Consider the following 23,008-nt stretch of genomic DNA (forward strand, 5'->3'; position numbering starts at 1 on the left):
TCGGCCCGGCGCGCTACCTGGCGAGCAGCGCGGAGGAGCTGTCCGCGCTGCTGACGCCGGTGCTGGCGGCCCGTCCGCCGTTCACCGGTGGCCCGGCCGAGACGACACGGCATCTGTTGGTGATCATCGACGACCCGGACTTCGACCTGGCGGCCTCGTCGCTGGGGGCGGCGCGTGCCGGGGTGACTATCGTGCAGCGCGGCGCCGCAGCGCCGAGTCGGGAGCAGTATTCCGACCCCGAGCGCCCGATCCTGCGGATCGGCTCAGGTGGGTCGTCCCTCGACCGCTGGCAGACCGGGGGCTGGCAGCGGTATGTCGACGAGGCCGACCAGCTGGGCGCCGACGAGGCCGCGCACCTGGCGCGACGGTTGTCGCGCTGGGATTCCAACCCGACGCATGCCGGGTTGCGCTCGGCGGGCACCCGTGGCGCCACCTTCACCACCCTGCTGGGTATCCCCGACGCCTCGCGCCTCGACGTTCCCGCCCTGTGGGCGCCCCGCAACCGCGACGAGGAACTGCGGGTTCCGATCGGGGTGACCGCGACCGGCGAGCCGTTGATCTTTGATCTCAAGGATGAGGCCGAGGGCGGGATGGGCCCGCACGGGTTGATGATCGGCATGACCGGTTCGGGCAAGTCGCAGACCTTGATGGCGATCCTGCTGTCACTGCTGACCACGCATTCCGCGGATCGGTTGATCGTGATCTACGCCGACTTCAAGGGTGAGGCCGGTGCCGACATCTTCCGGCACTTCCCGCAGGTCGTCGCGGTCATCTCGAACATGGCCGAGAAGCGCTCGCTGGCCGATCGGTTCGCCGACACCCTGCGCGGGGAAGTGGCCCGGCGGGAGTTGTTGTTGCGTGAGGCGGGCCGGCGGGTGCAGGGCAGTGCGTTCAACTCGGTGACCGAGTACGAGGCGGCGATCGCCGCCGGCCACGACCTGGCGCCGATCCCGACACTGTTCATCGTGGCTGACGAGTTCACCCTCATGCTGGCTGATCACCCGGAGTACGCCGAACTGTTCGACTACGTCGCGCGTAAGGGACGTTCGTTCCGGATCCACATCCTGTTCGCCTCGCAGACGCTGGACGTGGGCAAGATCAAGGACATCGACAAGAACACCTCGTATCGGATCGGTCTGAAGGTCGCCAGCCCGAGTGTGTCGCGGCAGATCATCGGGGTCGAGGACGCCTATCACATCGAGTCCGGCAAAGAGCACAAGGGCGAGGGCTTCCTGGTGCCGGCTCCCGGCGCGGCGCCGATCAAGTTCCGCAGCACCTACGTCGACGGCATCTACGACCCGCCGCAGCAGTCCCGGGCCGTGGTGATGCACGCGATTCCCGAGCCGACATTGTTCACCGCGGGTGCGGTCGACTCCGGGCAGGAGACCACCGTGGTGGTCGAGGCCGACGAGGAGACACACGCCCCGCCGCGCAAGCTGATCGCGACGATCGGCGACCAGCTGGCGAACTACGGGCCGCAGGCCCCGGCACTGTGGTTGCCGCCGCTGGACGAGCCGATCCCGCTGGCCGCGGCGTTGGCCCGGGCCGGGATCGGGGAGCGGCAGCTGCGCTGGCCGCTGGGGGAGATCGACAAACCCTTCGACATGCGCCGGGATCCGCTGGTGTTCGACGCCCGCTCCGCGTCGGGGAACATGCTCATTCACGGTGGCCCCAAGTCGGGCAAGACCACCGCTCTGCAGACGTTCATCCTCTCGGCGGCCAGCCTGCACTCACCGCGGGAGGTGAGCTTCTACTGCCTGGACTACGGCGGCGGGCAGCTGCGGGCCTTGGAGGACCTGGCCCATGTGGGCAGTGTCGCCTCGGGGCTGGAGCCGGAGAAGATCCGCCGCACCTTCGGGGAGTTGGAGCAGTTGTTGACGGCGCGTCAGCAGCGCGAGGCGTTCCGGGATGGCAGCATCGGCTCGCTCAACGACGGCTACGGTGAAGTGTTCTTGGTCATCGACAACCTGTATGCGTTCAGCCGGGATAACACCGACCAGTTCAATACCCGTAACCCGTTGCTGGCCAAGGTCACCGAGCTGGTCAACGTCGGGCTGGCCTACGGCATCCACGTCATCGTGACCACCCCCAGCTGGCTGGAGGTCCCGCTGGCGATGCGGGACGGGCTCGGGTTGCGCCTGGAGCTCAAACTGCACGACCCGCGCGACAGCAACGTCCGTGTTGCCGGGGCGTTGACGCGTCCGGCGGAGGCGGTGCCGGCCAACCAGCCCGGTCGTGGTCTGACGATGGCCGCCGAGCACTTCCTGATCGCCCAACCCGATCTAACCCAGATCGCCGAGCTCAACGCCCGGCATCCCGGGTTGGCCGCACCCCCGGTGCGGTTGTTGCCGACCAACCTGGCCCCCGAAGAGGTCGGGGCGCTCTACCCGGCACCCGAGCACATCGTGATCGGGGTGCGTGAAGAGGACCTGGCCCCGGTCGAGGTGGACTTCACCGCCAACCCACTGCTGCTGGTGCTCGGCGACGCCAAGTCCGGCAAAACCACCCTGCTGCGCCACCTCATCCGCACCGTGCGGGACAACAACACCGCCGAGCAGGTGGCGTTCACCGTGATCGATCGCCGCCTGCACCTCGTCGACGAACCCCTCTACCCCGACAACGAGTACACCGCCAACGTCGACCGGGTCATCCCCGCCATGCTGGGCCTGTCGGCGTTGATCGGCTCCCGACGCCCCCCGGCAGGATTGTCGGCGGCGGACCTGGCGGCCTGGCGCTACGACGGGCACACCCACTACCTGATCATCGACGACGTCGACGCCATCCCCGACACCCCCGCACTATCGGGGCCCTACGCCGGGCAACGGCCCTGGACCACCCTGATCGAGTTGCTGTCCCAAGCCGGCGATCTGGGCCTGCGGGTCATCGTCACCGCACGAGCCACCGGCTCAGCACACGCCCTGATGACCAACCCGCTGCTCCGACGGCTCAACGACCTACAAGCCACCACCCTCATGCTCTCCGGCAACCCCGCCGACAGCGGCAAAATCCGCGGCCAACGCTTCAGCCGCCTCCCCGCAGGACGAGCAATCCTGCTAGCCGACAACGACGAACCCACCTACCTCCAACTAGTCAACCCAACATTCAGCCAAACCTTGACGCGCTAGGAGAAGAACCCATGTCCCTTCTGAAGCTGAGGACCTCGTGATGGCCAACGCTGTGATACCGATCGTGCGGATAGCTGTCCTGGCCGAGAGCCGGCTGACGGAGATTGCTCTGCCCGCGGACCTACCGCTGCGCGAAATCCTGCCCACCGTCCAGCGTTTGGTGGTGCCAACCACCTCCGATGAGGCCCAAGACAGTGCCGGCGACACCAACCGGCTCAGCCTCGCGCCGATCGGCGGCGCACCGTTCAGCTTGGACGCCAGCCTGGACACCGTCGGCGTGGTCGACGGAGATCTGCTGGCCCTGCAACCGGTGCCTTCCGGCCCGACGGCGCCCGGCATCGTCGAAGACATCGCGGATGCCGCGGTGATCTTCTCGGCCTCTCGGCGCACGCCGTGGCGACCGGGGCACATCCAGCGCGGGGCAGTGGCGGCCGTCGTTGGACTGGTCTTGGCAGCAACATCGTTGGCGGTTGTCTATCGGGTGGTGACCGGGGCACCGGCAGGACTCTTCGCGGCCGGAGCGATCGCCGTGCTCACCGCCCTTACCGCCTTGGTCGCACGTCCACCGCATGACGGGGTGTTGTCGATCGCCGCACTGGCGCCGATCGCCGCTGCGCTGACCCTCGCGGTGCCGGGGCAATTCGGTCCGGCGCAGGTGACGCTGGGAGCCGCCGGGGTTGCCGCGTGGTCGCTGATCCGTATCGTCGGTTCGCACCGCCAACTCGGATTCTTCACCGCCACAACCGTGCTCGGCGCGGGGGTCGCACTGGCGGCCGCGGTCGAGACGGTGTGGCAGCTGCCGCTGAGCACGCTCGGCGGCGGTCTGATCGTCGCGGCGTTGCTGGTCACGGTCTCGGCGCCGCAACTGTCCGCGCTGTGGGCACGGTTCCCGCTGCCCGTGATCCCCGCGCCGGGTGACCCGACCCCGGCGGCGCCGTCGCTGCGGGTGCTGGAAGACCTGCCCCGGCGGGTACAGGCCGGTGACGCCTTCCAAACCGGATTCATCGCCGGTGCTGCGCTGCTCAGCGCTCTCGGCTCGGTTGCCATTGCCGCTCAACCCGAAACGGTTCCGGCGTGGGGATGGTACGTGGTGGCGGCGGCCGCCGCGGCGGCCGCGCTGCGGGCACGCGTGTGGGATTCGTCGGCGAGCAAACTGTGGTCGCTGGCTCAGCCCTACCTGGTGACAGCGGCACTGTTCGTGCTCTACGCCGCAACGGGCCGCTACCCGGCTGCGCTGATCGCCGTAGCGGTGCTCGCCGTCCTGACGTCGGCATGGGTGTTGGCCTCGGCGTTTCCGGCCGTCGCCGACCCGCACAGCTATTCGTTGCCGGTGCGCCGACTGGTCGGCTTCCTCGCTTCGGGTCTGGACGCGTCACTGATACCGGTGATCGCCTACTTGGTCGGCATTTTCGCCTGGGTGCTCAATCGATGATCGGTTCCCGAATCGCTCAGGGCCGCAGGGCGATCCGGCTCGGCGGTCTGGCCGGGGTGCTCGCCGTGGCGCTGTGGACGGCGCCGCCGGTCTTGGCGATCACCCCGCCGACCGTCGACGTCGACGCGGCACCGCCGAGCGGGACGCCGGGACCGGTGCAGGCCACCCAGCAGAACGGCGAGTGCAGCATCAGCGGGCTCATCGGCGGGACTGATGTGAGTGATCCCTCTCCTGGGCAGCGGCAGCTTGATCTTCCTGCGGCATGGCAGTTCTCGCGCGGCGACGGCCAGACGGTGGCCGTCATCGACACCGGGGTGCGGCCCGGCCCACGGCTGCCGGCCGTCGAGGCGGGTGGCGACTACATCGGTACCACCGACGGTCTCACCGACTGTGACGGGCACGGAACACTGATCGCCGGACTGATCGCCGGCCAGCCCGGCGACGACGGCTTCGCCGGTGTCGCCCCGGCGGCACGGCTGCTGTCCTTACGGGCGATATCGGCAAAGATCACGCCGACAGCATCGCACGGTGATCCCGAGCTGACCCGCGCGTCGGCCGACGTCACGGCGCTGAGCCGCGCGATTGTGCACGCGGCCGATCTCGGTGCCGGGGTGATCGTCGTTTCGGCAGTGCACTGCCTGGCCGCCGACCGCGCCATCGACCAGTCCGAACTCGGTGCGGCGATCCGCTACGCGGCCGTCGACAAAGACGCTGTTGTGGTCGCCGCCGCCGGTGACAGCGGCGCCACCGGTTCCGTCGCGGGCGGAAGTGCCTGCCAATCCAACCCGCTGACGGATCTGAGTCGGCCGAACGACCCGCGCAACTGGGCTGGCGTAACTTCGGTGTCGATCCCGTCGTCCTGGCAGCCCTATGTCCTCTCGGTTGCCTCGGCCACGCCAAGCGGCCAGCCCTCGAAATTCACGATGTCCGGACCGTGGGTGGGGCTTGCCGCGCCGGGCGAGAACATCGTGTCGGTGAGTAACCGCGACGACGGTGGTCTTGCCAACGGGCTGCCCGGTGCCCGGCAACAGTTGGTGCCGCTCAACGGCACCGGCTATGCGTCCGGTTACGTGGCCGGTATCGCGGCGCTGGTCCGCAGCCGGTACCCGGAACTGAGTGCAGCGCAGGTGATCCACCGGATCACTGCGACCGCGCACAACACGGCCCGGGCGCCGTCCAACCTCCTTGGTGCCGGATCCGTTGACCCCGTGGCCGCACTGACCTGGCAGTTGCCCGCCGGATCCGCCCCGGGCTCGGAGCCGGCGAAGCGGGCGGTTCTGCCGCCGGAGCCGGCACCGAAGAACTACACGCCGCAACTCGTCGCACTCGGCGGCGTGGCGGCGCTGGCATTGGCCGTCGGGGGCGCCGCAATCGCGGCGCGCCGGAGAAAGGAGAGCACCCTGTGAGCACCCACCGATCACCGCTGCCCGGTACGGGGCGAATCACCCTGGTGCTGTTGGCCACTGCGGCCGCAACCACGGCCTATCCCTGGCAGTCGGCGCGCGAGCGCTGGGTGCTGGGCATCGGAATCGCCGTCGCGGTCGCGTTGTTGGCGCAGTGGCGCGGTTTGCCGCTGTCCACGATTCTGCGACGCCGCGCATCGATCAACCGCCCCAAACAAGGGGAACGCCGAGCACGCAGAACCGTCACCGACCCGCGGGTCACCGTGCTGCTGAGGGTCGCAGCGCGGCAGGAAGACACCGACTCGCTTCCGCTGCCGCTGATCGCTCGCTATCTGGACCGTTACGGCCTGCGGGCCGACGCGATCCGGGTCACCAGCCGAGACGTCGGTGATCATGCCGGTGCGCGCGAGCGGACCACGTGGATCGGCCTGACGTTCGCCGCTGTCGACAATCTCGCGGCGCTGCAGGCACGTTCCCCGGGCATTCCCCTGCACCAGACCGCTGTGGTGGTGGCACGGCGCCTCGCCGATCACCTCCGCGAATCCGGCTGGGCGGCCAACGTGGTCGAGCCCGACGACATCCCAGAGCTGGACACCGCAGGCTCCCGCGAGACCTGGCACAGCGTTGTCCAGGCGGACGGGGATCACCTAGCCGCATACCGGGCTGCGCCCCGCCAAGACGTGCCGGAGCTGCTCGCGAAGGTCTGGTCTTACCCGGCGCCTGAAACATGGACGGCCCTGGAGATCGCCGGCATCGGCGACGATCAGACACTGGCCTTCGCTGCCGCATTCCGCACTGGCGCCCAACCCGGCGGTGGTGGACCGCTGCCCGGGCTCAGCCCGCAACCGGGAAACCAGCGGGCATCGCTGGCGGCGCTGCATCCGTCGTCGGTCCATCGCCTGGACGGCCATGCCGTCGTGGCCCGCGACTGGCTGACTCGGCTCCGGTGGCCCAGCAGCACCGCGCGGCGGTCGCCGACTGATGCCACTGTGGGCTGAACAGCAGCTGGCCTTGACCGCGGCTGGCCGTCGAATGCATTGGTGACTCTGCCGATTCAACCCGAATGCCGAGGCCGAATTGCCGCGAAGGTGCACTATTGGCTACGGCTGATTCCTCAGCTGAGCGGGCCATCGAGCGATACCGCCGAGCGGCCACCGAGTCGGTCGGCCCTGGCCTGGCGGCAAACGGGGGTGGCTATTCTTTGCCGATGGACAGCCAAACAGCCGGCAGCCAAGGGCCATCCTCCGAGGAACCGCCAGAGCAGCCGGTAAGTGACGCTGCCACCCAGCCTGCACGACCGTGGCTCCCAGTGGCCATTGGTGCCGCCGCCCTCGTTATGGTCATTGCCCTGATCGCCGCTGCGCTGGTCGCCGCTGCGCTGATTGTGAGTCGCCGCGGCCATGAGCCCGAGTCACTTCATCCACCAAAGAGTGGCGTGTCTGACAGCTCGTTGTCGAGCAGATGCAGCCCCAGCACGGTGCCGCTCGCCAGCCTCGATCACCGCACTGCCGACGAGCCCCGGCTGGCGCTGCCCCAACCGCCCGGCTGGCACTTGGACCCCGCACAGAGACCACCGGCAGTTCGGGCGGTGATGCAAGGTCCGGGAAGTGAGGCCAACCGCTACCAGCCGAACGCCGTTGTGACACTGGAGAACCTCACCGGGACAGCCGGAACTCCACAAGAAGCACTCGATTGGGAAATCGAGGGGTTATCCAAGATCGGCGTTCTTCTTGACCGCATCCCCAGCACTGTTTGCGGCTACCCCGCCGTGACGCTGACCTACGACATGGGGCTGGCCAATCACGAGGCTACCTGCCTGATCGTTGCGGGTCGGGACAGCGACGACAAGCTCTGGGCGGCCGTAGTCACCGTTCAGGCTTTCGGTCCAGATCATCCGGCCTACGTGAGTGAAAAGTACGCGATACTCACTGGCTTCCAGTTCGCCTTCGCCGGCGACTAATCGGACTGCAGGGCGACGCGCAGCGCGTCGATCTGGTCGAGTTCGGCTTGCCCAGCCTGCACGTGGACTGCATGCAGAGAGCCGTTCCAGGCGAACGGCGGCTGATAGTCATCGGCTACCGGCAGGCCGCGGTCGTAGCCGAGGGTGAGGTGTGTGCCCCCGTGCTGCCAGATGAACGGAAGCGCATGGTCGGTCGCCGCGGTCGCGACAACGGCGCCGTCCACGACGGCGTCGATCGCGGCGCCGCCGGATACCAGGCGCAGTACGCAACCGACGAGGTGGCGCCCCGGCGGCAGTGGCCGGTCCGATTGAAGTTTCAGGGTTCCGCTGGGCAATGCGACGGCGACCTGGAGCCGGCCGTCGATGACGTAGCCGGCCAGGCCTCCGTTGCGATCGCCGATGGCGAACAACACCCCGCTCGGCATATCTTGCGGAACATCGACATCGGCCAGGATGTGTCCTCCGCCGGCCAGCATGGGCAGCGCCTCGTCGAGCACTGGACCGGCTTGCGGGTACAGCGTGGTCTTGAGGCCGATCGGATATGGCGGCTGTGCTGCGGCGGCCAGCCGCCCGATCAGCGAGTCAAGCAGCGGTAAAACGTTGTTCACCGCAGCTTCGTTCGACCACTGTTCCTTGAGCTGCTCGACGACGTCGGGATGTTGGTCTGCGAGATCGTGAGACTCCGAGAAGTCGTCGTCGAGGCGGAACAGCGACCACCGATCGGTGTCGAAGTCACGGCTTCCGGTGAGCAGCAAGTCTTCATCCATGACGCCGACCGGAACGTGGTCGGTGGTGGCTTTCCAGCCGTCGGCGAAGATCGCCCGCGAACCCATCATTTCGAAGTACTGCACCGAACGCGGGTTGGGTGCAGCGGGATCGGTGAACGACGGCAGCAGGCTGGCGCCCTGAACGGGCTGTTGTGCAATCCCGTCGACGGACTCCGGGACGGTCACCCCGCACGCCTCGAGCACGGTCGGAAGGACGTCGATCGCATGGGCGAACTGTCCACGGACGCCACCACCCTCACGAATCTTCTTGGGCCAGTGCGCGATGAACGGCACTCGGGTACCGCCGAGCCAGGTGTAGCGCTTCCACAGCCGAAAGGGCGTATTACCGGCCCACGCCCATCCCCATGCGTAGTGCGGGTAGGTCAGTGGTCCGCCCCAGTCATCGAGCTGCGCGAGGTTCTCGGCGAGGTCGTCGCGCACCCGATGGGTGAACCGATGCTCGTTGACGGTTCCGGATACGCCGCCCTCAGCGCTGGCGCCGTTGTCGGACATCAACAGGATCAGCGTGTTATCAAGTACCCCAAGGCGTTCGAGGGCATCAACCACCCGGCCGATCTGCGCGTCGGTGTGGCTGAGGAAGCCGGCGTAAACCTCGTGCATGCGGGCATACAGCCGTCGTTCGTCCGCGCTGAGGTCATCCCAGGCAGGCACCCAAGGCGGTCGGGGGGTCAAGGCGGTCGTGGCCGGGATGACGCCGGACTCCACTTGACGAGCGAACAGTTGGTCTCGCCAGCGGTCCCACCCGACGTCGAACTTGCCGGCGTAGGCGTCGGCCCACGACCGCTCCACGTGGTGAGGTGAGTGCATGGCACCCGGGGTGAAGTAGAGGAAGAACGGCTTGCCCGGGGCGCTGGCCTGTTGGCTGAGCACCATCCGGATCGCTTCGTCGGCGAGGTCTTCGGTCAGGTGGTATCCCTCATCGGGCCGGGCGGGTGGCTCGACGAACGAATTGTCGCGAACCAGTTCCGGCGCCCATTGATTGGCGTCGCCCCGCAGAAAGCCGTAATAGCGTTCGAATCCCAATCCCAGCGGCCATTGGTCGTAAGGTCCCGCCCCGCCACGTTCACCGCGCGGCACCAGATGCCATTTGCCGGTGGCCAGAGTGCTCCAGCCCGCGTCGCGCAGGATGCGTGGCAGCGTTGCTGCCGAGCGGGGAATGTGCGCGGTGTAGCCCGGATGCGTGGTGGGCAGATCGGCGAGGAACCCCATTCCGACTGCGTGGTGGTTACGGCCGGTCAGCAGCGCCGCCCGAGTCGGCGAGCAGAGGGCGGTCACATGAAACCGGTTGTATCGCAGGCCGCCGGCAGCCAGGCGGTCGATCGCCGGCGTCGCGATATCCGAACCGTAGCAGCCGAATTGAGCGAATCCGAGGTCGTCGAGCAGGATCACCACGACATTGGGTGCATCCTGTGGTGGGCGCTGGGCCTGACTCATCTCGGTGTCGCCTTTCACTTTGACCTGCCAGTAGTCAAGTGACTACTTTTGTCGAGAACATTATTGAGTGCTACCGCGGATCGCAAGGTGCAGTGGGAAATTCGCTGGACCAAACGCCGTTCGCGGCGCTGCCGGAGCGTTCTAGCCGGCTACCGCTTCGGACGCCGGCCGCGCATCGTCACCGGGCTTCGGCGACAGCGCCTGGCCCGTTGCGTCGACGGCGCCGGATTGGGGGACCTTACGGTAGGCGGGATCGAGGCCGCGCACCGTGGCGACAAGCAGCAGAGCGATAACCGGCGCTATGACGCCGTACAGTGCCGGCACCGTGCCGATTTCTGCGCTGTCGAGGAGCTGCGGGCTCAGCGCTATCGCGGTGGCCACCATCGCGTTGTGCATCCCGATTTCGAGACTGATGGCGATAGCCTGCCGCGGGGCGAGTTTCATCCACCGCGGCACGAGATAACCAACAGTCAGGCTGACGGTGGCGAACGACACCACGGCGCCGGTGAGGGCGCCCAGGTTGGTCAGCAGTGTCGTTCGACCACCAGCGATCGCCGCCACAGAGACGGCTATCAGCAGCGTGGCGGCGGCGACGCGGACCGGCCGCTTCAAGCGACGGGCCAGGTCGGGGAAGCGTTCGCGAATCGCGACACCGACTGCGGTGGGGACGATCACCAGTCCGACCACTGCGACGAACTTGTCCAGCTGAAGGGGGATACTCCTGCCCTCCCCGGTGAACCAGGTGATTGAAAACGCCAGGATCGCCGGTAGGGAGGCGATCGAGATGACGGCGTTGATCGCGGTGAGCGTGAGATTGAGTGCAAGGTCGCCATTGACCAAGTGGCTGAAGATGTTGGCCAACAGGCCGCCGGGTACGGCGGATATCAGCATCAGCCCCACCGCGAGCTTCGGCGGGAGGTTGAATGCTTCGGCGATCAGCAGGCAGAACGACGGCAGCACAATCGCCTGGCAGATCAAGGCGACCGCGAGCGGGCGCCTCAGTGCGGCGGCCCGCCGGAAGTCGGCGACGGTGAGGGTCATTCCCAGGGCGAGCATGGCCGTCACGACGACCAATGGGAAAAACCGGTTATCCATGGGCGCTCCGCGATGTTCGTGCGCAGCCGCCATGACGGTCAAGCGGTCCTCGGCGTCGGCGCGATGATGCAGTGATTGCCCAGCTTGCCGCAACCGGCCGAACTCGGGACCGCAGAACGAGGCGCCGGAAGGGCTGGTTGCAACGACGACGCGACGCGCTGAGCAAATGGATCCAGGGCTTTCCCCGCACCTTCGGGGCCGCTGCGGGACGCTTCGGTTTACTTGCGACGTCCCGATCGCCGACGGTCTGCGCGTCATCGCACCCCGCGTCCATGATCGCCGCTGAGACTGCGCCTCACATCGCGGCCACCGGCTTCGGGTGCAGTGTATTCCTCAGTGCGCCAAAGCAATACCAGCGCTTAGGCAGGTCAGGCGGGAGATGGCCACCGCACAGCGGCCCCGCACGGGCGCGCTGCGGTAACCGCATTGCGTTGGCTCGCCGGCTCGGAGCGGCGGCTCCGGAATGACGATGTCCGCGGCCCCGGCTTCTTCCGCCCCGATGGCCACGGCCGTCGGCTGGCTACACCCGGTTGGCATCGTGAACAGGCTGGAATCCTTTTGAGCGGAATCAGTAGCCGAACCGCCTAGTCGTGCCACCGAAGCCGGGCCGAGATCTGCGCTGCGACGTTGTGTGCAGTTAGTGCCGGACCGCGCGCGTAGACTCACCGGGCGAACTTTTGATCAGGAACAGTGAGGTGGGGCGGGTTATGAGTGGCCATTCCAAGTGGGCTACCACGAAGCATAAGAAGGCTGTGATTGATGCTCGTCGTGGGAAGAATTTTGCGCGGTTGATCAAGAACATTGAGGTTGCGGCGCGGGTTGGTGGTGGGGATCCGTCGGGGAATCCGACGTTGTATGACGCCATTCAGAAGGCGAAGAAGAGTTCGGTGCCCAATGACAATATTGAGCGGGCTCGTAAGCGTGGTGCGGGTGAGGAAGCCGGTGGGGCGGATTATCAGACCATCACCTATGAGGGGTATGGGCCCAACGGGGTGGCGGTGTTGATTGAGTGCCTGACCGATAACCGTAATCGTGCCGCCAGTGAGGTGCGGGTGGCGATGACGCGTAATGGCGGTCAGATGGCTGATCCTGGCTCGGTCGCCTATTTGTTCAGCCGTAAGGGCACGGTGACGCTGGAGAAGAATGCGTTGACCGAGGATGACGTGTTGGCGGCGGTGTTGGATGCCGGTGCTGAGGATGTCAATGATTTGGGGGAGAGCTTCGAGGTGATTTCGGAGCCGGGGGATCTGGTGGCGGTGCGCAGTGCGCTGGTGGAGGCGGGGATCGACTATGACTCTGCCGAGGCGAGCTTTCAGCCGTCGGTCAGCGTCCCGGTCGATGTCGAGGGGGCCCGCAAGGTGTTCAAGTTGGTCGAGGCGCTTGAGGACAGTGACGACGTGCAGAACGTGTGGACCAACGTCGATTTGTCCGACGAAGTGCTCGCCGCCCTCGAAACCGAATAAGTAGGCCACACCGGTGCCGGCGATTCATTTCATCTCGGGGCTGCCGCGCTCGGGTTCGACCCTGCTGGCCGCGTTGCTGCTGCAGAATCCGAGGTTTGAGGCCGGGATGTCGGGCCCGCTGGCCGGGCTGTTCGGCGCACTGCTCGGCGAGATGAGCGCCCGCAACGAATTCTCGGTGTTCATCGATGACGCGAAGCGGGAGCGGATCCTGCACGGGCTGTTCGACAGCTTCTACGCCGATTGCGACGCCGAAGTGATCTTCGATACCAACAGGGGCTGGTGCGGCTGGATGACGGCGATCTCGCGACTGTTCCCAGACGCCAAGGTGATCGCCTGTGTGCGCGAGCTGCAGTGGGTGGTCGACAGCATCGAACGGCTGATCCAGCGCAATGTCTTCACACCGTCGTCGATCTTCGGTTTCAATCCTGGCGGCACCGTTTACACCCGCGCCAACGGCGTGGTGGCGCAGGACGGGCTGGTCGGGGCGCCCTACGACATGCTCAAGCAGGCCTGTTACGGGCCGCAGCGGGACCGGCTACTGCTGGTGCAGTACGAGACCCTGACGACCGACCCGCAACGCACGATGCGCGCCGTCTACGAGTTCATCGGCGAGCCGATGTTCGAGCACAACTTCCACGACATCGACTTCGACGTCACCGACTTCGACGAACGCGCCGGCACCCCGGGGCTGCACACCGTGCACAGCGAGGTCCACGCCCGGCCGCGCGAGACGATCTTGCCGCCGGACCTGTTCAACCGTTTCCTCCGCGACGCGTTCTGGCGCGATCCGGCGGCCGTGCCCGCGGGTTTACGGGTGGTGTAGCCGAACGACGGTCCTACACTGACGCCGTGTCGGCGAAGGAGCGGCGGGAGTACGGCAGATCCCGGCGGACGGTGCTTCCACGATCCGCGCTCGGGCAGTACGAGCCGTCCTCGCGGCGCGCCGACCCGATAGCGCTGCTGGAGGCGCAATCCCGGTCCCGCGTGCCGGAGCTGGTGCCCATCCGGTACGCCCGCATGGCGGCGTCGCCGTATGCGTTCTTCCGGGGCTCGGCGGTGATCATGGCCGCCGATCTCGCCGCCGGCCCGCACACCGGATTGCGTGCACAGCTGTGCGGGGACGCGCACCTGTCGAACTTCGGGTTGTTCGCCTCCCCGGAGCGGCAGCTGATGTTCGACCTCAACGATTTCGATGAGACGCTGCCCGGACCGTGGGAGTGGGACGTCAAACGGTTGGTGGCGAGTGCAGCCGTCCTTTGCCGCAGCAGGGGATTCGGCCCCGCCAAGCAGGAATCGGTCGTGACCGCGTGCGCCGGGGCCTACCGCAATCAGATGCGGGAACTGGCCCGCCTCGGCGAGCTCGATGTGTGGTACGCGCAATCGGTCATCGACTCCGAACTGCTCGGCACCGTCCAACCGGTCTACGCCAAGGAAATCCGGCGCACCGCGGTCGGTGCCCTTTCCCGTGGTCGGCAGCAGGCCGTCGACAAACTCACCCGATCGCACGACGGCCGCCGGCGCCTGATCAGCGATCCGCCCCTGATCGTGCCGGCCGGTGACTTGGTGAGTGACGCCGTGGCGCGGCTCTACGACAAATACATGCGGAAGCTGTTCCGGGACTACGTATCCAGCCTTCCCGACGATCGGCGGGTGCTCGCGCGGCGGTACCGCTACATCGAGACGGGCCGTAAGGTTGTCGGCGTGGGCAGCGTCGGAACCCGCACCTGGATCGTGTTGCTCGAGGGCCGCGGCAGCGGAGACCCGCTGCTCATGCAGGTCAAGGAGGCCCGCCCCTCGGTGCTGGAACCCCACCTCAAGCGCAGCCGCTACCCGAACGCGGGAGAGCGGGTGGTGGCCGGGCAGCGGCTGATGCAGGCCACCAGCGACATCCTGCTGGGCTGGCTCCACGCCATCGGCCCCGACGGTCACCATGGCGACTACTACGTGCGTCAACTGTGGGATATGAAGGGGTCCGCCGACGTCGAGTCGATGAGGCCCAAGGTGCTGACCGCCTACGTGCAGGCGTGTGGGCAGGCACTTGCCCGGGCGCACAGCCGTTCTGGCGACCGGGTCGCGATCGCGGCCTATCTCGGCAAGGGCGATAACGCCGACCGGGCACTGACCCGGTTCGCCATGGCGTACGCCGAACAGAACGAACGCGATTACCAGGCGCTGCGGGCCGCCGCGGACAGCGGCCGCATCGCCGTGGCATGAGGCGTGTCGCAGCCCATTGGTGTCACCGGACCCCACTAGACTGTCGAACAGTTGTTCGGTGCTGGAGAGGAATCGGATGCGGGTGATGGGCGTCGACCCTGGGCTGACGCGGTGCGGGCTGTCAGTGGTCGAAGGCGGACAGGGCCGTCAGGTCACCGCTTTGGATGTCGACGTGGTGCGCACTCCGGCCGATCAGCCGCTGCCGCAGCGGCTGCTGACCATCAGTGACACCGCCGAGCACTGGCTTGACACCCACCGCCCCGACGTCATCGCGATCGAGCGGGTGTTCTCCCAGCAGAACGTCTCCACCGTGATGGGCACCGCGCAGGCCGGCGGGGTGATCGCGCTGCAGGCCGCCCGACGCGGCATCACCGTGCATTTCCACACCCCCAGCGAGGTCAAAGCCGCGGTGACCGGCAACGGTTCGGCCGACAAGGCGCAGGTGACGACGATGATCACCCGAATCCTGGGGCTGCAGCAAAAGCCGACTCCCGCCGACGCCGCGGATGCGCTGGCGCTGGCGATCTGTCACTGCTGGCGGGCCCCGATGATCGCCCGGATGGCTGCCGCCGAGGCACTGGCCGCCGAACAGCGGCGTAAGTACACCGCCAAGCTCAAGGCGGCCCGGGCATGATCGCGTCGGTACGCGGCGAGGTCATCGACATCGCCCTGGACCACGCCGTGGTCGAAGCGGCCGGCGTCGGTTACAAGCTGATGGCCACCCCGGCAACCCTGTCGACGCTGCGCCGCGGCAGCGAAATCCGGTTGATCACCGCGATGATCGTGCGTGAAGACTCGATGACCCTCTACGGATTCCCCGACGGCGAGGCCCGCGATCTGTTCCTCACGCTGATCGGGGTTTCGGGTATCGGGCCCAAGATCGCGTTGGCCACCCTGGCGGTCTACGACGCCGCTGCACTGCGCCGGGCGCTCGCCGAAGGGGACGTCCCCGCATTGACCCGGGTGCCCGGGATCGGCAAGCGCGGCGCCGAGCGGCTGGTGCTGGAACTGCGCGACAAGATCGGTGCGGTGGCGACGTCGGACGGCGCCGTGTTCAGCGGTCACGCGGTACGCGCCCCGGTGATCGAAGCCCTGATCGGGCTTGGCTTTGCCGCCAAGCAGGCCGAAGAGACCACCGACAAGGTACTGGCCGACGCCCCCGACGCGACCACCTCCGAGGTGCTGCGGACCGCGCTGAGCCGGCTGGGGAAGACCAAGTGAGCGAACCGGCCGAACCGGACGACCGCGAGGTGTCCCCGGCGCTGACGGTCGGGGAGGGCGACATCGACGCCGGCCTACGTCCGCGCAGTCTGGCCGAGTTCATCGGCCAGCCCCGGGTACGCGAGCAACTGCAACTGGTGATCGAGGGCGCCAAGAACCGCGGCGGCACACCCGATCACATCTTGCTGTCCGGCCCGCCGGGGCTGGGCAAGACGTCACTGGCGATGATCATCGCCAGTGAACTGGGCAGTTCGTTGCGGGTGACCTCCGGGCCGGCGCTGGAACGTGCCGGAGATCTGGCCGCGATGCTGTCGAACCTGGTCGAGCATGACGTGCTGTTCATCGACGAGATCCACCGCATCGCCCGGCCCGCCGAGGAGATGCTGTACCTGGCGATGGAGGACTTCCGCGTCGACGTCGTGGTCGGTAAGGGCCCCGGCGCCACCTCGATACCGCTGGAAGTGGCGCCGTTCACCCTGGTCGGCGCGACCACCCGATCCGGTGCACTGACCGGTCCACTGCGCGACCGGTTCGGGTTCACCGCGCACATGGATTTCTACGAGCCGGCCGAACTGCAGCGGGTGCTGGCACGCTCAGCGAAGATCCTCGGGATCGAACTGGGGGCCGAAGCGGCGGCGGAGGTCGCGCGGCGCTCCCGCGGCACGCCGCGGATCGCCAACCGGTTGTTGCGCCGGGTGCGTGACTACGCCGAAGTGCGTGCCGACGGGGTGATCACCCGCGACGTGGCCAAGGCCGCCTTGGCGGTCTACGACGTCGACGAGCTGGGCCTGGACCGCCTCGACCGCGCGGTGCTTTCCGCGCTGACCCGAAGCTTCGGCGGCGGCCCGGTCGGGGTCTCCACGCTGGCGGTTGCGGTGGGCGAGGAGGCCGCCACCGTCGAAGAGGTCTGCGAGCCGTTCCTGGTGCGCGCCGGAATGGTGGCGCGCACTCCGCGGGGTCGCGTTGCGACTCCGGCGGCCTGGACGCACCTGGGCATGGTTCCCCCGGCGGGAGCCGGTGGGCTGGGGCAGCCGGGGTTGTTCGAGTAGGTGCGGCTAGAGCTTGCCCAGTTCGGCGGCCAGCACGTCCAAGCCCTCCGACAGCAGTGCGTCGCTGATGGTCAGCGGCGGTAGCAGACGCACCACATTGCCGAAGGTTCCGCAGGTCAACACGATCACACCCGCCCGATGACATGCTGCCGCCAGGGCGCTGGTCAGGGCCGGGTCGGGTTCGGTCGTGTCGGGTCGCACCAGCTCGACGGCGATCATGGCGCCGCGACCGCGAACGTCACCGATGCGGTCGTCGTCGGCCTGTAACCGGCCCAGCCGCTCGAAGATCAGCCGCTCGATCTGCCGGGCCCGGCCCACCAGGTCGTCGGCCTCGACGGTCGCCAATGCCCCCAGCGCCGCAGCGCAGGCCACCGGGTTGCCGCCGAATGTGCCGCCCAGGCCGCTGACATGCGGGGCGTCCATGATGTCGGCGCGGCCGGTGACCGCTGCCAACGGCAGGCCCCCGCCGATGCCCTTGGCGGTGCAGATCAGGTCCGGCGCCATCCCGGCCGGGCCTTCGTGGTCACAGGCGAACATCGCCCCGGTGCGCGCGAAACCGGTCTGTACCTCGTCGGCGATGAACACCACGTCGTTGTCGCGGCACCACGCCAGCAGCGCGGGCAGAAAGCCCGGCGCCGGGACGATGAACCCGCCCTCGCCTTGGATCGGTTCGATGACCAGAGCCGCCAGATTGTGGGCGCCGATCTGGTTCTCCAGGATGCCGATGGCCCGGTCGGCGGCTCGTTCCCCGTCGCTGCCCAGCTCTTTGTCGATCAGGCTGTCGCGGTAGGGGTAGGACGCCGGCGCGCGGTAGATGTCGGGCGCGAACGGGCCGAATCCGCTCTTGTACGGCATCGACTTGGCGGTCAGCGCCATCGTCAGGTTGGTGCGGCCGTGGTAGCCGTGGTCGAACGCCGCCACCGCGGTCTTGCGGGTGTAGGACCGGGCGATCTTGACGGCGTTCTCCAGGGCTTCGGCACCGGAGTTGAGCAGCACCGAACGCTTCTCGAAGTCGCCCGGCGTGATCCGGTTCAGTGCTTCGGCGACGGCCACATATCCCTCGTAAGGCGTGACCATGAAACAGGTGTGGGTGAACTCGGCGACCTGCTGCTGCGCCGCCTCCACCACGCGGGGCGCGGCGTTACCGACCGTGGTCACCGCGATTCCCGAACCCAGGTCGATCAGCCGGTTGCCGTCGACGTCCTCCACGATGCCCCCGCCGGCCCGGGCCGCGTACACCGGCAGCGTGCTGCCCACCCCGCGTGCCACGGCCATCGCGCGGCGCCGCGCCAGCTGCACCGAGCCGGGGCCGGGGATCTCGGTGGCCAGGTGACGACTCTGCAGCAGCGGCGGCACTGACATGGGACGGGGCCTCCTTAGCGGTCCTTGCCGCGGCTCAGATCTGGCCGAGCGGCCGGCAGGCGTTGCCGAATGGTTGCCAATATTCGCCGGGCGGGCAGGCCAGCGGTGTCGGTCCCTGGCCCAGCGGCATGCAGGTGTTGGTGCTCGGCTCCCAGTACTGGCCGCCGGGGCAGGCCAGTGGTGTCGGTCCCTGGCCCAGCGGCATGCAGGTGTTGGTGCTCGGCTCCCAGTACTGGCCGGCCGGACAGTTCAGCGGCTCCGCGGATCCGATGGCGGGCATGGCGATCGCTCCCACTGCCAGGGGAGCCGCTGCGAAGGCAACGGCGGTCGCCAGACCACACGCGAAGTTTTTCATCGGCCAACCTTCCCTCGAGAATCCTGACCCCCCTGTCACCGACAGCCTAGGGGGTGGACGGCGGTACCGACGCGCGGTCGCCGGACACAGTGGCACACTGTTGTCATCACAGTGGCCCGCCACACCTCAGGTGGTCCGGTGCCGGAGACTCATTCGAACAAGTCGAAAGATCGGTTGTCGTCATGGAAAACATGGTTGCCTTCCTGCCGCTGCTCCTCGTCATGGGCGCGTTTATGTTCTTCGCCTCGCGGCGGCAGAAGCGCGCTATGCAGGCCACCATCGACCTGCACGAGTCGCTGCGGGTCGGCGACCGGGTGCACACCACGTCGGGACTGCAGGGCACCATCACCCGCATCACCGAGGACGACGTCGACCTGGAGATCGCAGACGGTGTGGTGACCACCTGGATGAAGCTGGCCGTTCGGGACAAGATCGAGCCGGAGGAGTTGACGGCCGAGGCCGCAGTCGAAGAGGCCGTAGAGGGCGCTTAAACAGCTCGCCGCCATCTGGCCAGCCGTCTGACACCCCCGACGCGCGGAACGCCCGCCCAACGATCGTCCCGGCCAGCCGGGCACGTACCCTTTTGCGGGTGCAGTGGTACTGATCGCTGCGGGCGGTCCGGGCATGGGCCAGCCCCGACGATCACGACAGCGCATTGCGCAATGAGCGAAGGAGACTCAACAACGTGGCATCGCCTTCGGCGCCGGTGCACCCTGCCCGCAACCTGGCGGTGTTCCTGGCATTGCTCATCGGCGTCTACCTGCTGGTATTCCTGACCGGAAACAAGCTCGCCGAACCCAAGCTCGGTATCGACCTGCAGGGCGGCACTCGTGTGACGCTCACCGCGCGCACCCCGGACGGCTCCACGCCGACCCGTGACGCGCTCAACCAGGCGCAACAGATCATCAGCGCCCGGGTCAACGGGCTCGGTGTGTCGGGCTCTGAGGTCATCATCGACGGCAACAACCTGGTCATCACGGTGCCGGGCAGCGACGGCAACGAGGCCCGCACTCTCGGCCAAACGGCCCGGCTCTACATCCGGCCGGTGATCAACGGCGTGTCGGTGCAGGAAGCTCAGGCAGCTGGCCGGATGCCCGGTCTCGGCGGTGGCGGCATGCCCGGCGTCCCGGGCCTGCCGCCCGGCGCCGGTGGCGGTGCTCCTGGCTTGCCCCCGGGCCTTGGCGGTGGTGGTGCTCCCGGTCTGCCTCCGGGCCTTGGCGGTGGTGGTGTTCCTGGCCTGCCTCCGGGCGCCGGCGGCGGTGCCCCTGGCCTGCCTCCGGGCTTCGGCGCGGGCGGGCAGGGCTTGTTCGGCGGGAACGGCGGGGCCGTCCCGCAGCAGCCGCTGACTCCGCCGGCCCAGCCGCGGCCGTACCCCCAGGAGCCGACCCCGACCCCGGGCACCACCACGGCGAGCCCCGAACCTGAAAGCCCCAGCGAGACCGCCACTCCCGGCACTTCGGGCGTTCCGGAGCCCACGGCACCAGGATCGTCGGCCGAAACGCCGGCACCTGGTGCGCAGATGCCCGCCTTGCCGGGGCTGCCCGGACTGCCGGGTCTGCCAGGTATGCCCGGCCAGGGTGATCAGGCCCAGGGCCTGGCAGCCCGTATCGCCGCGGAGAAGCGGCTGCGGCAGAGCGACAACAAAGTGGTGCAGGCGCTGGCCCTGCAGATCCAGGCCGGACGGTGCGACAAGGAAGACATCCTTGCCGGCAACGACGACCCGGACCTGCCCTTGGTGACCTGTTCGCAGGACCACCAGACGGCCTACCTGCTGGCGCCCTCGATCATCAGCGGCGACCAGATCGCCGACGCCAGCTCGGGCATGGACCAACGCAGCGGCTCCAACATCGTCCAGGTGCAGTTCAAAAGCGGCGCGGCCGACGTCTGGGCCGACTACACCGCCGCGCACATCGGCACCCAGACCGCGTTCACGCTGGACTCACAGGTGGTCAGTGCACCGCAGATCCAGGAAGCCATCCCCGGTGGCCGCACCCAGATCACCGGCGGCTCACCGGGATTCACCCCGGATGCGGCGCGCCAGCTGGCCAACGTCTTGAAGTACGGGTCGCTGCCGCTGTCGTTCGAAGCCTCCGAAGCTGAAACCGTCTCGGCCACACTGGGAATGACGTCGCTGAAGGCGGGTCTGATTGCCGGCTCGATCGGTCTGGCGCTGGTGCTGGTCTATTCGCTGCTCTACTACCGAGTTCTCGGCGTGCTGACCGCACTGTCACTGGTGGTGGCCGGTGCCATGGTGTACGCGATCCTGGTGTTGTTGGGCCGGTACATCAACTACACGCTCGACCTGGCCGGTATCGCCGGTCTGATCATCGGTATCGGCACCACCGCGGACTCGTTCGTGGTGTTCTTCGAACGCATCAAGGACGAGATCCGCGAGGGCCGGTCGTTCCGATCGGCGGTGCCGCGCGGGTGGGCGCGGGCCCGCAAGACGATCGTGTCCGGCAACGCGGTCACCTTCCTGGCTGCGGCGGTGCTCTACTTCCTGGCGATCGGCCAGGTGAAGGGCTTCGCATTCACGCTGGGGCTGACCACGATCCTCGACCTGGTGGTGGTGTTCCTGGTGACCTGGCCACTGGTCTACCTGGCATCCAAGTCGCCGACGCTGGCCAAGCCGTCCTACAACGGTCTCGGTGCGATTCAGCAGGTTGCACGCGAACGGCGGGCGGTAGCCAGATCGGGAGGCGCAACGGGCGGCAAGTCCGGAGCCAAAGCGCGCACGCGGGTAACCGCCCAGTCGACGGAACAGGGATAGCCAGATGGCCAAACCGAACACCAGTAGCGGCACGAAGCGCGCGACGAAGTCCGCGAAAGGCGACGCCGCAGCCGTCGAGCTCACCAAGAGTCGGACCGCCGTCGATGAAGGCGCCCGCAAGAAGGCAACCTCGACCAAGGCGCCGAAGCACGGTTTCCTGTCGCGGCTCTACACCGGCACCGGTGCTTTCGAGGTCATCGGTAAGCGGCGGATGTGGTACGCGATCAGCGGCGCGATGGTCGCGATCGCGATAGTCAGCATTCTGGTCCGCGGCTTCACCTTCGGCATCGACTTCGCCGGCGGCACCAAGGTGTCCTTCCCGCGCGGAGACACCAGCGTCACCCAGGTCGAAGAGGTGTTCCGTAAGAGCGTCGGCAACAGCCCTGAGTCGGTGGTCGTGGTCGGCAACGGCAACTCGGCGACGGTGCAGATCCGCGCCGAGACGCTCACCAACGAGCAGACCGAGAAGTTGCGCGACGACCTGTTCGACGCCTTCCAGCCCGTCGGCCCCAACGGTGAGCCGAGCAAGCAGGCGATCAGTGACTCGGCGGTGTCGGAGACCTGGGGCGGGCAGATCACCCAGAAGGCCGTGATCGCCCTGGTGGTGTTCCTGCTGCTGGCGTCGCTGTATATCACCGTGCGCTACGAGTGGTACATGACCCTGTCGGCCATGATCTCGATGGTCTTCGACATTCTCGTCACCGCCGGGGTCTATTCGCTGGTCGGATTCGAGGTCACACCGGCCACCGTCATCGGCCTGTTGACCATTCTCGGGTTCTCGATCTACGACACCGTCATCGTGTTCGACAAGGTCGAGGAGAACACCCACGATTTCGAGCACAAACCCAAGCTGACCTACGCCGAGCAGGCCAACCTGGCCATCAACCAGACCTTCATGCGGTCGATCAACACCAGCCTGATCTCGGCGTTGCCGATCATCTCGCTGATGGTGGTCGCCGTGTGGCTGCTGGGAGTGGGCACGCTGCAGGACCTCGCGCTGGTGCAGTTGGTCGGCGTCGTCGTCGGCACTTATTCATCGATCTACCTGGCCACACCGCTGCTGGTCACGCTGCGGGAACGCACCGAGCTGGTGCAGAACCACACCCGCCGGGTGATGCGGCGACGCAATGCCGCGGCCGGTTCGAAAGTGGCACCGGCCGGCAGCGAAGGCACGGGCGGCACCGAGGACGCCGGAGACGACGAGGACACCACTGGCGGCGGAGACGAAGCTGCGGTGGCGACGGCGCCGAGCGCCCCGGCTCCCGGCGCAAAGCCGGTCCGCCCCACCAGCCGGCGCAGCCAGCGTCCGACCGGCAAGCCGGGCGCCGGTCGGTAAC

General features: G+C 67.7%; 18 protein-coding genes. 14 read left to right on the top strand and 4 right to left on the bottom strand.

Going from position 1 to position 23,008, the window contains the following annotated elements:
* The 5 genes from eccCb to ABW16_RS21890 form a co-directional block, all read left to right on the top strand.
* Positions 1–3,125, top strand: a 3,125-nt coding sequence (eccCb, locus tag ABW16_RS21870; RefSeq protein WP_047321307.1) for a type VII secretion protein EccCb, incomplete at its 5' end; no start/stop codon positions are given.
* 40 nt (positions 3,126–3,165) lie between these two features.
* Complete coding sequence (gene eccD, locus ABW16_RS21875; protein ID WP_109519711.1) at positions 3,166–4,557, top strand: type VII secretion integral membrane protein EccD; 1,392 nt, start codon at positions 3,166–3,168, stop codon at positions 4,555–4,557.
* On the top strand, positions 4,554–5,963 hold the full coding sequence (gene mycP / locus ABW16_RS21880) for a type VII secretion-associated serine protease mycosin (RefSeq protein WP_047321309.1): 1,410 nt from the start codon (positions 4,554–4,556) through the stop codon (positions 5,961–5,963). The genes eccD and mycP overlap by 4 nt, the downstream gene beginning before the upstream one ends.
* Positions 5,960–6,958 (top strand): type VII secretion protein EccE, encoded by a 999-nt coding sequence (gene eccE / locus ABW16_RS21885; protein WP_047321310.1) that lies wholly within the window; start codon positions 5,960–5,962, stop codon positions 6,956–6,958. Before mycP ends, eccE begins: the two co-directional genes overlap by 4 nt.
* 311 nt (positions 6,959–7,269) lie before the next feature.
* Complete coding sequence (locus tag ABW16_RS21890) at positions 7,270–7,920, top strand: LpqN/LpqT family lipoprotein (RefSeq protein WP_157864280.1); 651 nt, start codon at positions 7,270–7,272, stop codon at positions 7,918–7,920.
* Here the strand turns inward: ABW16_RS21890 and ABW16_RS21895 are convergent.
* Positions 7,917–10,142: an arylsulfatase gene (locus tag ABW16_RS21895; protein ID WP_082134279.1), complete on the bottom strand. Its 2,226-nt coding sequence runs from the start codon at positions 10,140–10,142 to the stop codon at positions 7,917–7,919. The genes ABW16_RS21890 and ABW16_RS21895 overlap by 4 nt on opposite strands.
* A 141-nt stretch (positions 10,143–10,283) precedes the next feature.
* A complete protein-coding gene (locus ABW16_RS21900) occupies positions 10,284–11,237 on the bottom strand; it encodes a bile acid:sodium symporter family protein (protein ID WP_082134280.1) in 954 nt (317 codons plus the stop codon).
* Between the two features lie 707 nt (positions 11,238–11,944).
* On the opposite strand from ABW16_RS21900, the gene ABW16_RS21905 reads away from it, so the two are divergent.
* The 6 genes from ABW16_RS21905 (at position 11,945) to ruvB (ending at position 17,184) form a co-directional block, all read left to right on the top strand.
* Entirely contained in the window at positions 11,945–12,700 is a 756-nt protein-coding gene (locus tag ABW16_RS21905) for a YebC/PmpR family DNA-binding transcriptional regulator (protein ID WP_047318405.1), read from the top strand.
* A 13-nt stretch (positions 12,701–12,713) separates the two neighbouring features.
* Positions 12,714–13,523: a sulfotransferase family protein gene (locus ABW16_RS21910; RefSeq protein WP_047321312.1), complete on the top strand. Its 810-nt coding sequence runs from the start codon at positions 12,714–12,716 to the stop codon at positions 13,521–13,523.
* Between the two features lie 26 nt (positions 13,524–13,549).
* A complete protein-coding gene (locus ABW16_RS21915) occupies positions 13,550–14,914 on the top strand; it encodes a DUF2252 domain-containing protein (protein ID WP_047321313.1) in 1,365 nt (454 codons plus the stop codon).
* A gap of 76 nt (positions 14,915–14,990) precedes the next feature.
* A complete protein-coding gene (ruvC, locus tag ABW16_RS21920; RefSeq protein WP_047321314.1) occupies positions 14,991–15,548 on the top strand; it encodes a crossover junction endodeoxyribonuclease RuvC in 558 nt (185 codons plus the stop codon).
* Entirely contained in the window at positions 15,545–16,135 is a 591-nt protein-coding gene (ruvA, locus tag ABW16_RS21925) for a Holliday junction branch migration protein RuvA (RefSeq protein WP_047321315.1), read from the top strand. The genes ruvC and ruvA overlap by 4 nt, the downstream gene beginning before the upstream one ends.
* Positions 16,132–17,184 (top strand): Holliday junction branch migration DNA helicase RuvB, encoded by a 1,053-nt coding sequence (gene ruvB / locus ABW16_RS21930; protein WP_047321316.1) that lies wholly within the window; start codon positions 16,132–16,134, stop codon positions 17,182–17,184. Before ruvA ends, ruvB begins: the two co-directional genes overlap by 4 nt.
* Positions 17,185–17,190: 6 nt before the next feature.
* On the opposite strand, the gene gabT is transcribed toward ruvB, so the two are convergent.
* Together gabT and ABW16_RS21940 are read right to left on the bottom strand one after the other, a co-directional pair.
* Positions 17,191–18,540: a 4-aminobutyrate--2-oxoglutarate transaminase gene (gene gabT / locus ABW16_RS21935; protein ID WP_109519712.1), complete on the bottom strand. Its 1,350-nt coding sequence runs from the start codon at positions 18,538–18,540 to the stop codon at positions 17,191–17,193.
* 40 nt (positions 18,541–18,580) lie between these two features.
* Positions 18,581–18,901 carry a hypothetical protein gene (locus ABW16_RS21940; RefSeq protein ID WP_047321318.1) on the bottom strand — a complete coding sequence of 107 codons (321 nt, stop codon included), beginning with the start codon at positions 18,899–18,901 and terminating at the stop codon, positions 18,581–18,583.
* Positions 18,902–19,083: 182 nt separating this feature from the next.
* Here ABW16_RS21940 and yajC point away from each other — a divergent pair, with 182 nt between their 5' ends.
* The 3 genes from yajC (at position 19,084) to secF (ending at position 23,007) form a co-directional block, all read left to right on the top strand.
* Complete coding sequence (gene yajC / locus ABW16_RS21945; protein ID WP_047321319.1) at positions 19,084–19,392, top strand: preprotein translocase subunit YajC; 309 nt, start codon at positions 19,084–19,086, stop codon at positions 19,390–19,392.
* 194 nt (positions 19,393–19,586) lie between these two features.
* Positions 19,587–21,671: a protein translocase subunit SecD gene (gene secD, locus ABW16_RS21950; protein ID WP_047321320.1), complete on the top strand. Its 2,085-nt coding sequence runs from the start codon at positions 19,587–19,589 to the stop codon at positions 21,669–21,671.
* 4 nt (positions 21,672–21,675) lie between these two features.
* A complete protein-coding gene (gene secF / locus ABW16_RS21955; protein WP_047321321.1) occupies positions 21,676–23,007 on the top strand; it encodes a protein translocase subunit SecF in 1,332 nt (443 codons plus the stop codon).
* Position 23,008 lies beyond the last annotated feature (1 nt).

The sequence above is a fragment of the Mycolicibacter heraklionensis genome (genome assembly GCF_001021505.1).
Lineage (GTDB): Bacteria > Actinomycetota > Actinomycetes > Mycobacteriales > Mycobacteriaceae > Mycobacterium > Mycobacterium heraklionense.

What these genes read in the sequence shown, in the direction of transcription:
- yajC (WP_047321319.1), top strand. Translation starts at nt 19,084, where the DNA reads ATGGAAAACATGGTTGCCTTCCTGCCGCTGCTCCTCGTCATGGGCGCG.
- ruvC (WP_047321314.1), top strand. Translation starts at nt 14,991, where the DNA reads ATGCGGGTGATGGGCGTCGACCCTGGGCTGACGCGGTGCGGGCTGTCA.
- mycP (WP_047321309.1), top strand. Translation starts at nt 4,554, where the DNA reads ATGATCGGTTCCCGAATCGCTCAGGGCCGCAGGGCGATCCGGCTCGGC.
- eccD (WP_109519711.1), top strand. Translation starts at nt 3,166, where the DNA reads ATGGCCAACGCTGTGATACCGATCGTGCGGATAGCTGTCCTGGCCGAG.
- secF (WP_047321321.1), top strand. Translation starts at nt 21,676, where the DNA reads ATGGCCAAACCGAACACCAGTAGCGGCACGAAGCGCGCGACGAAGTCC.
- ABW16_RS21940 (WP_047321318.1), bottom strand. Translation starts at nt 18,901, where the DNA reads ATGAAAAACTTCGCGTGTGGTCTGGCGACCGCCGTTGCCTTCGCAGCG.
- ABW16_RS21900 (WP_082134280.1), bottom strand. Translation starts at nt 11,237, where the DNA reads ATGGATAACCGGTTTTTCCCATTGGTCGTCGTGACGGCCATGCTCGCC.
- ABW16_RS21905 (WP_047318405.1), top strand. Translation starts at nt 11,945, where the DNA reads ATGAGTGGCCATTCCAAGTGGGCTACCACGAAGCATAAGAAGGCTGTG.
- ABW16_RS21895 (WP_082134279.1), bottom strand. Translation starts at nt 10,142, where the DNA reads ATGAGTCAGGCCCAGCGCCCACCACAGGATGCACCCAATGTCGTGGTG.
- ruvA (WP_047321315.1), top strand. Translation starts at nt 15,545, where the DNA reads ATGATCGCGTCGGTACGCGGCGAGGTCATCGACATCGCCCTGGACCAC.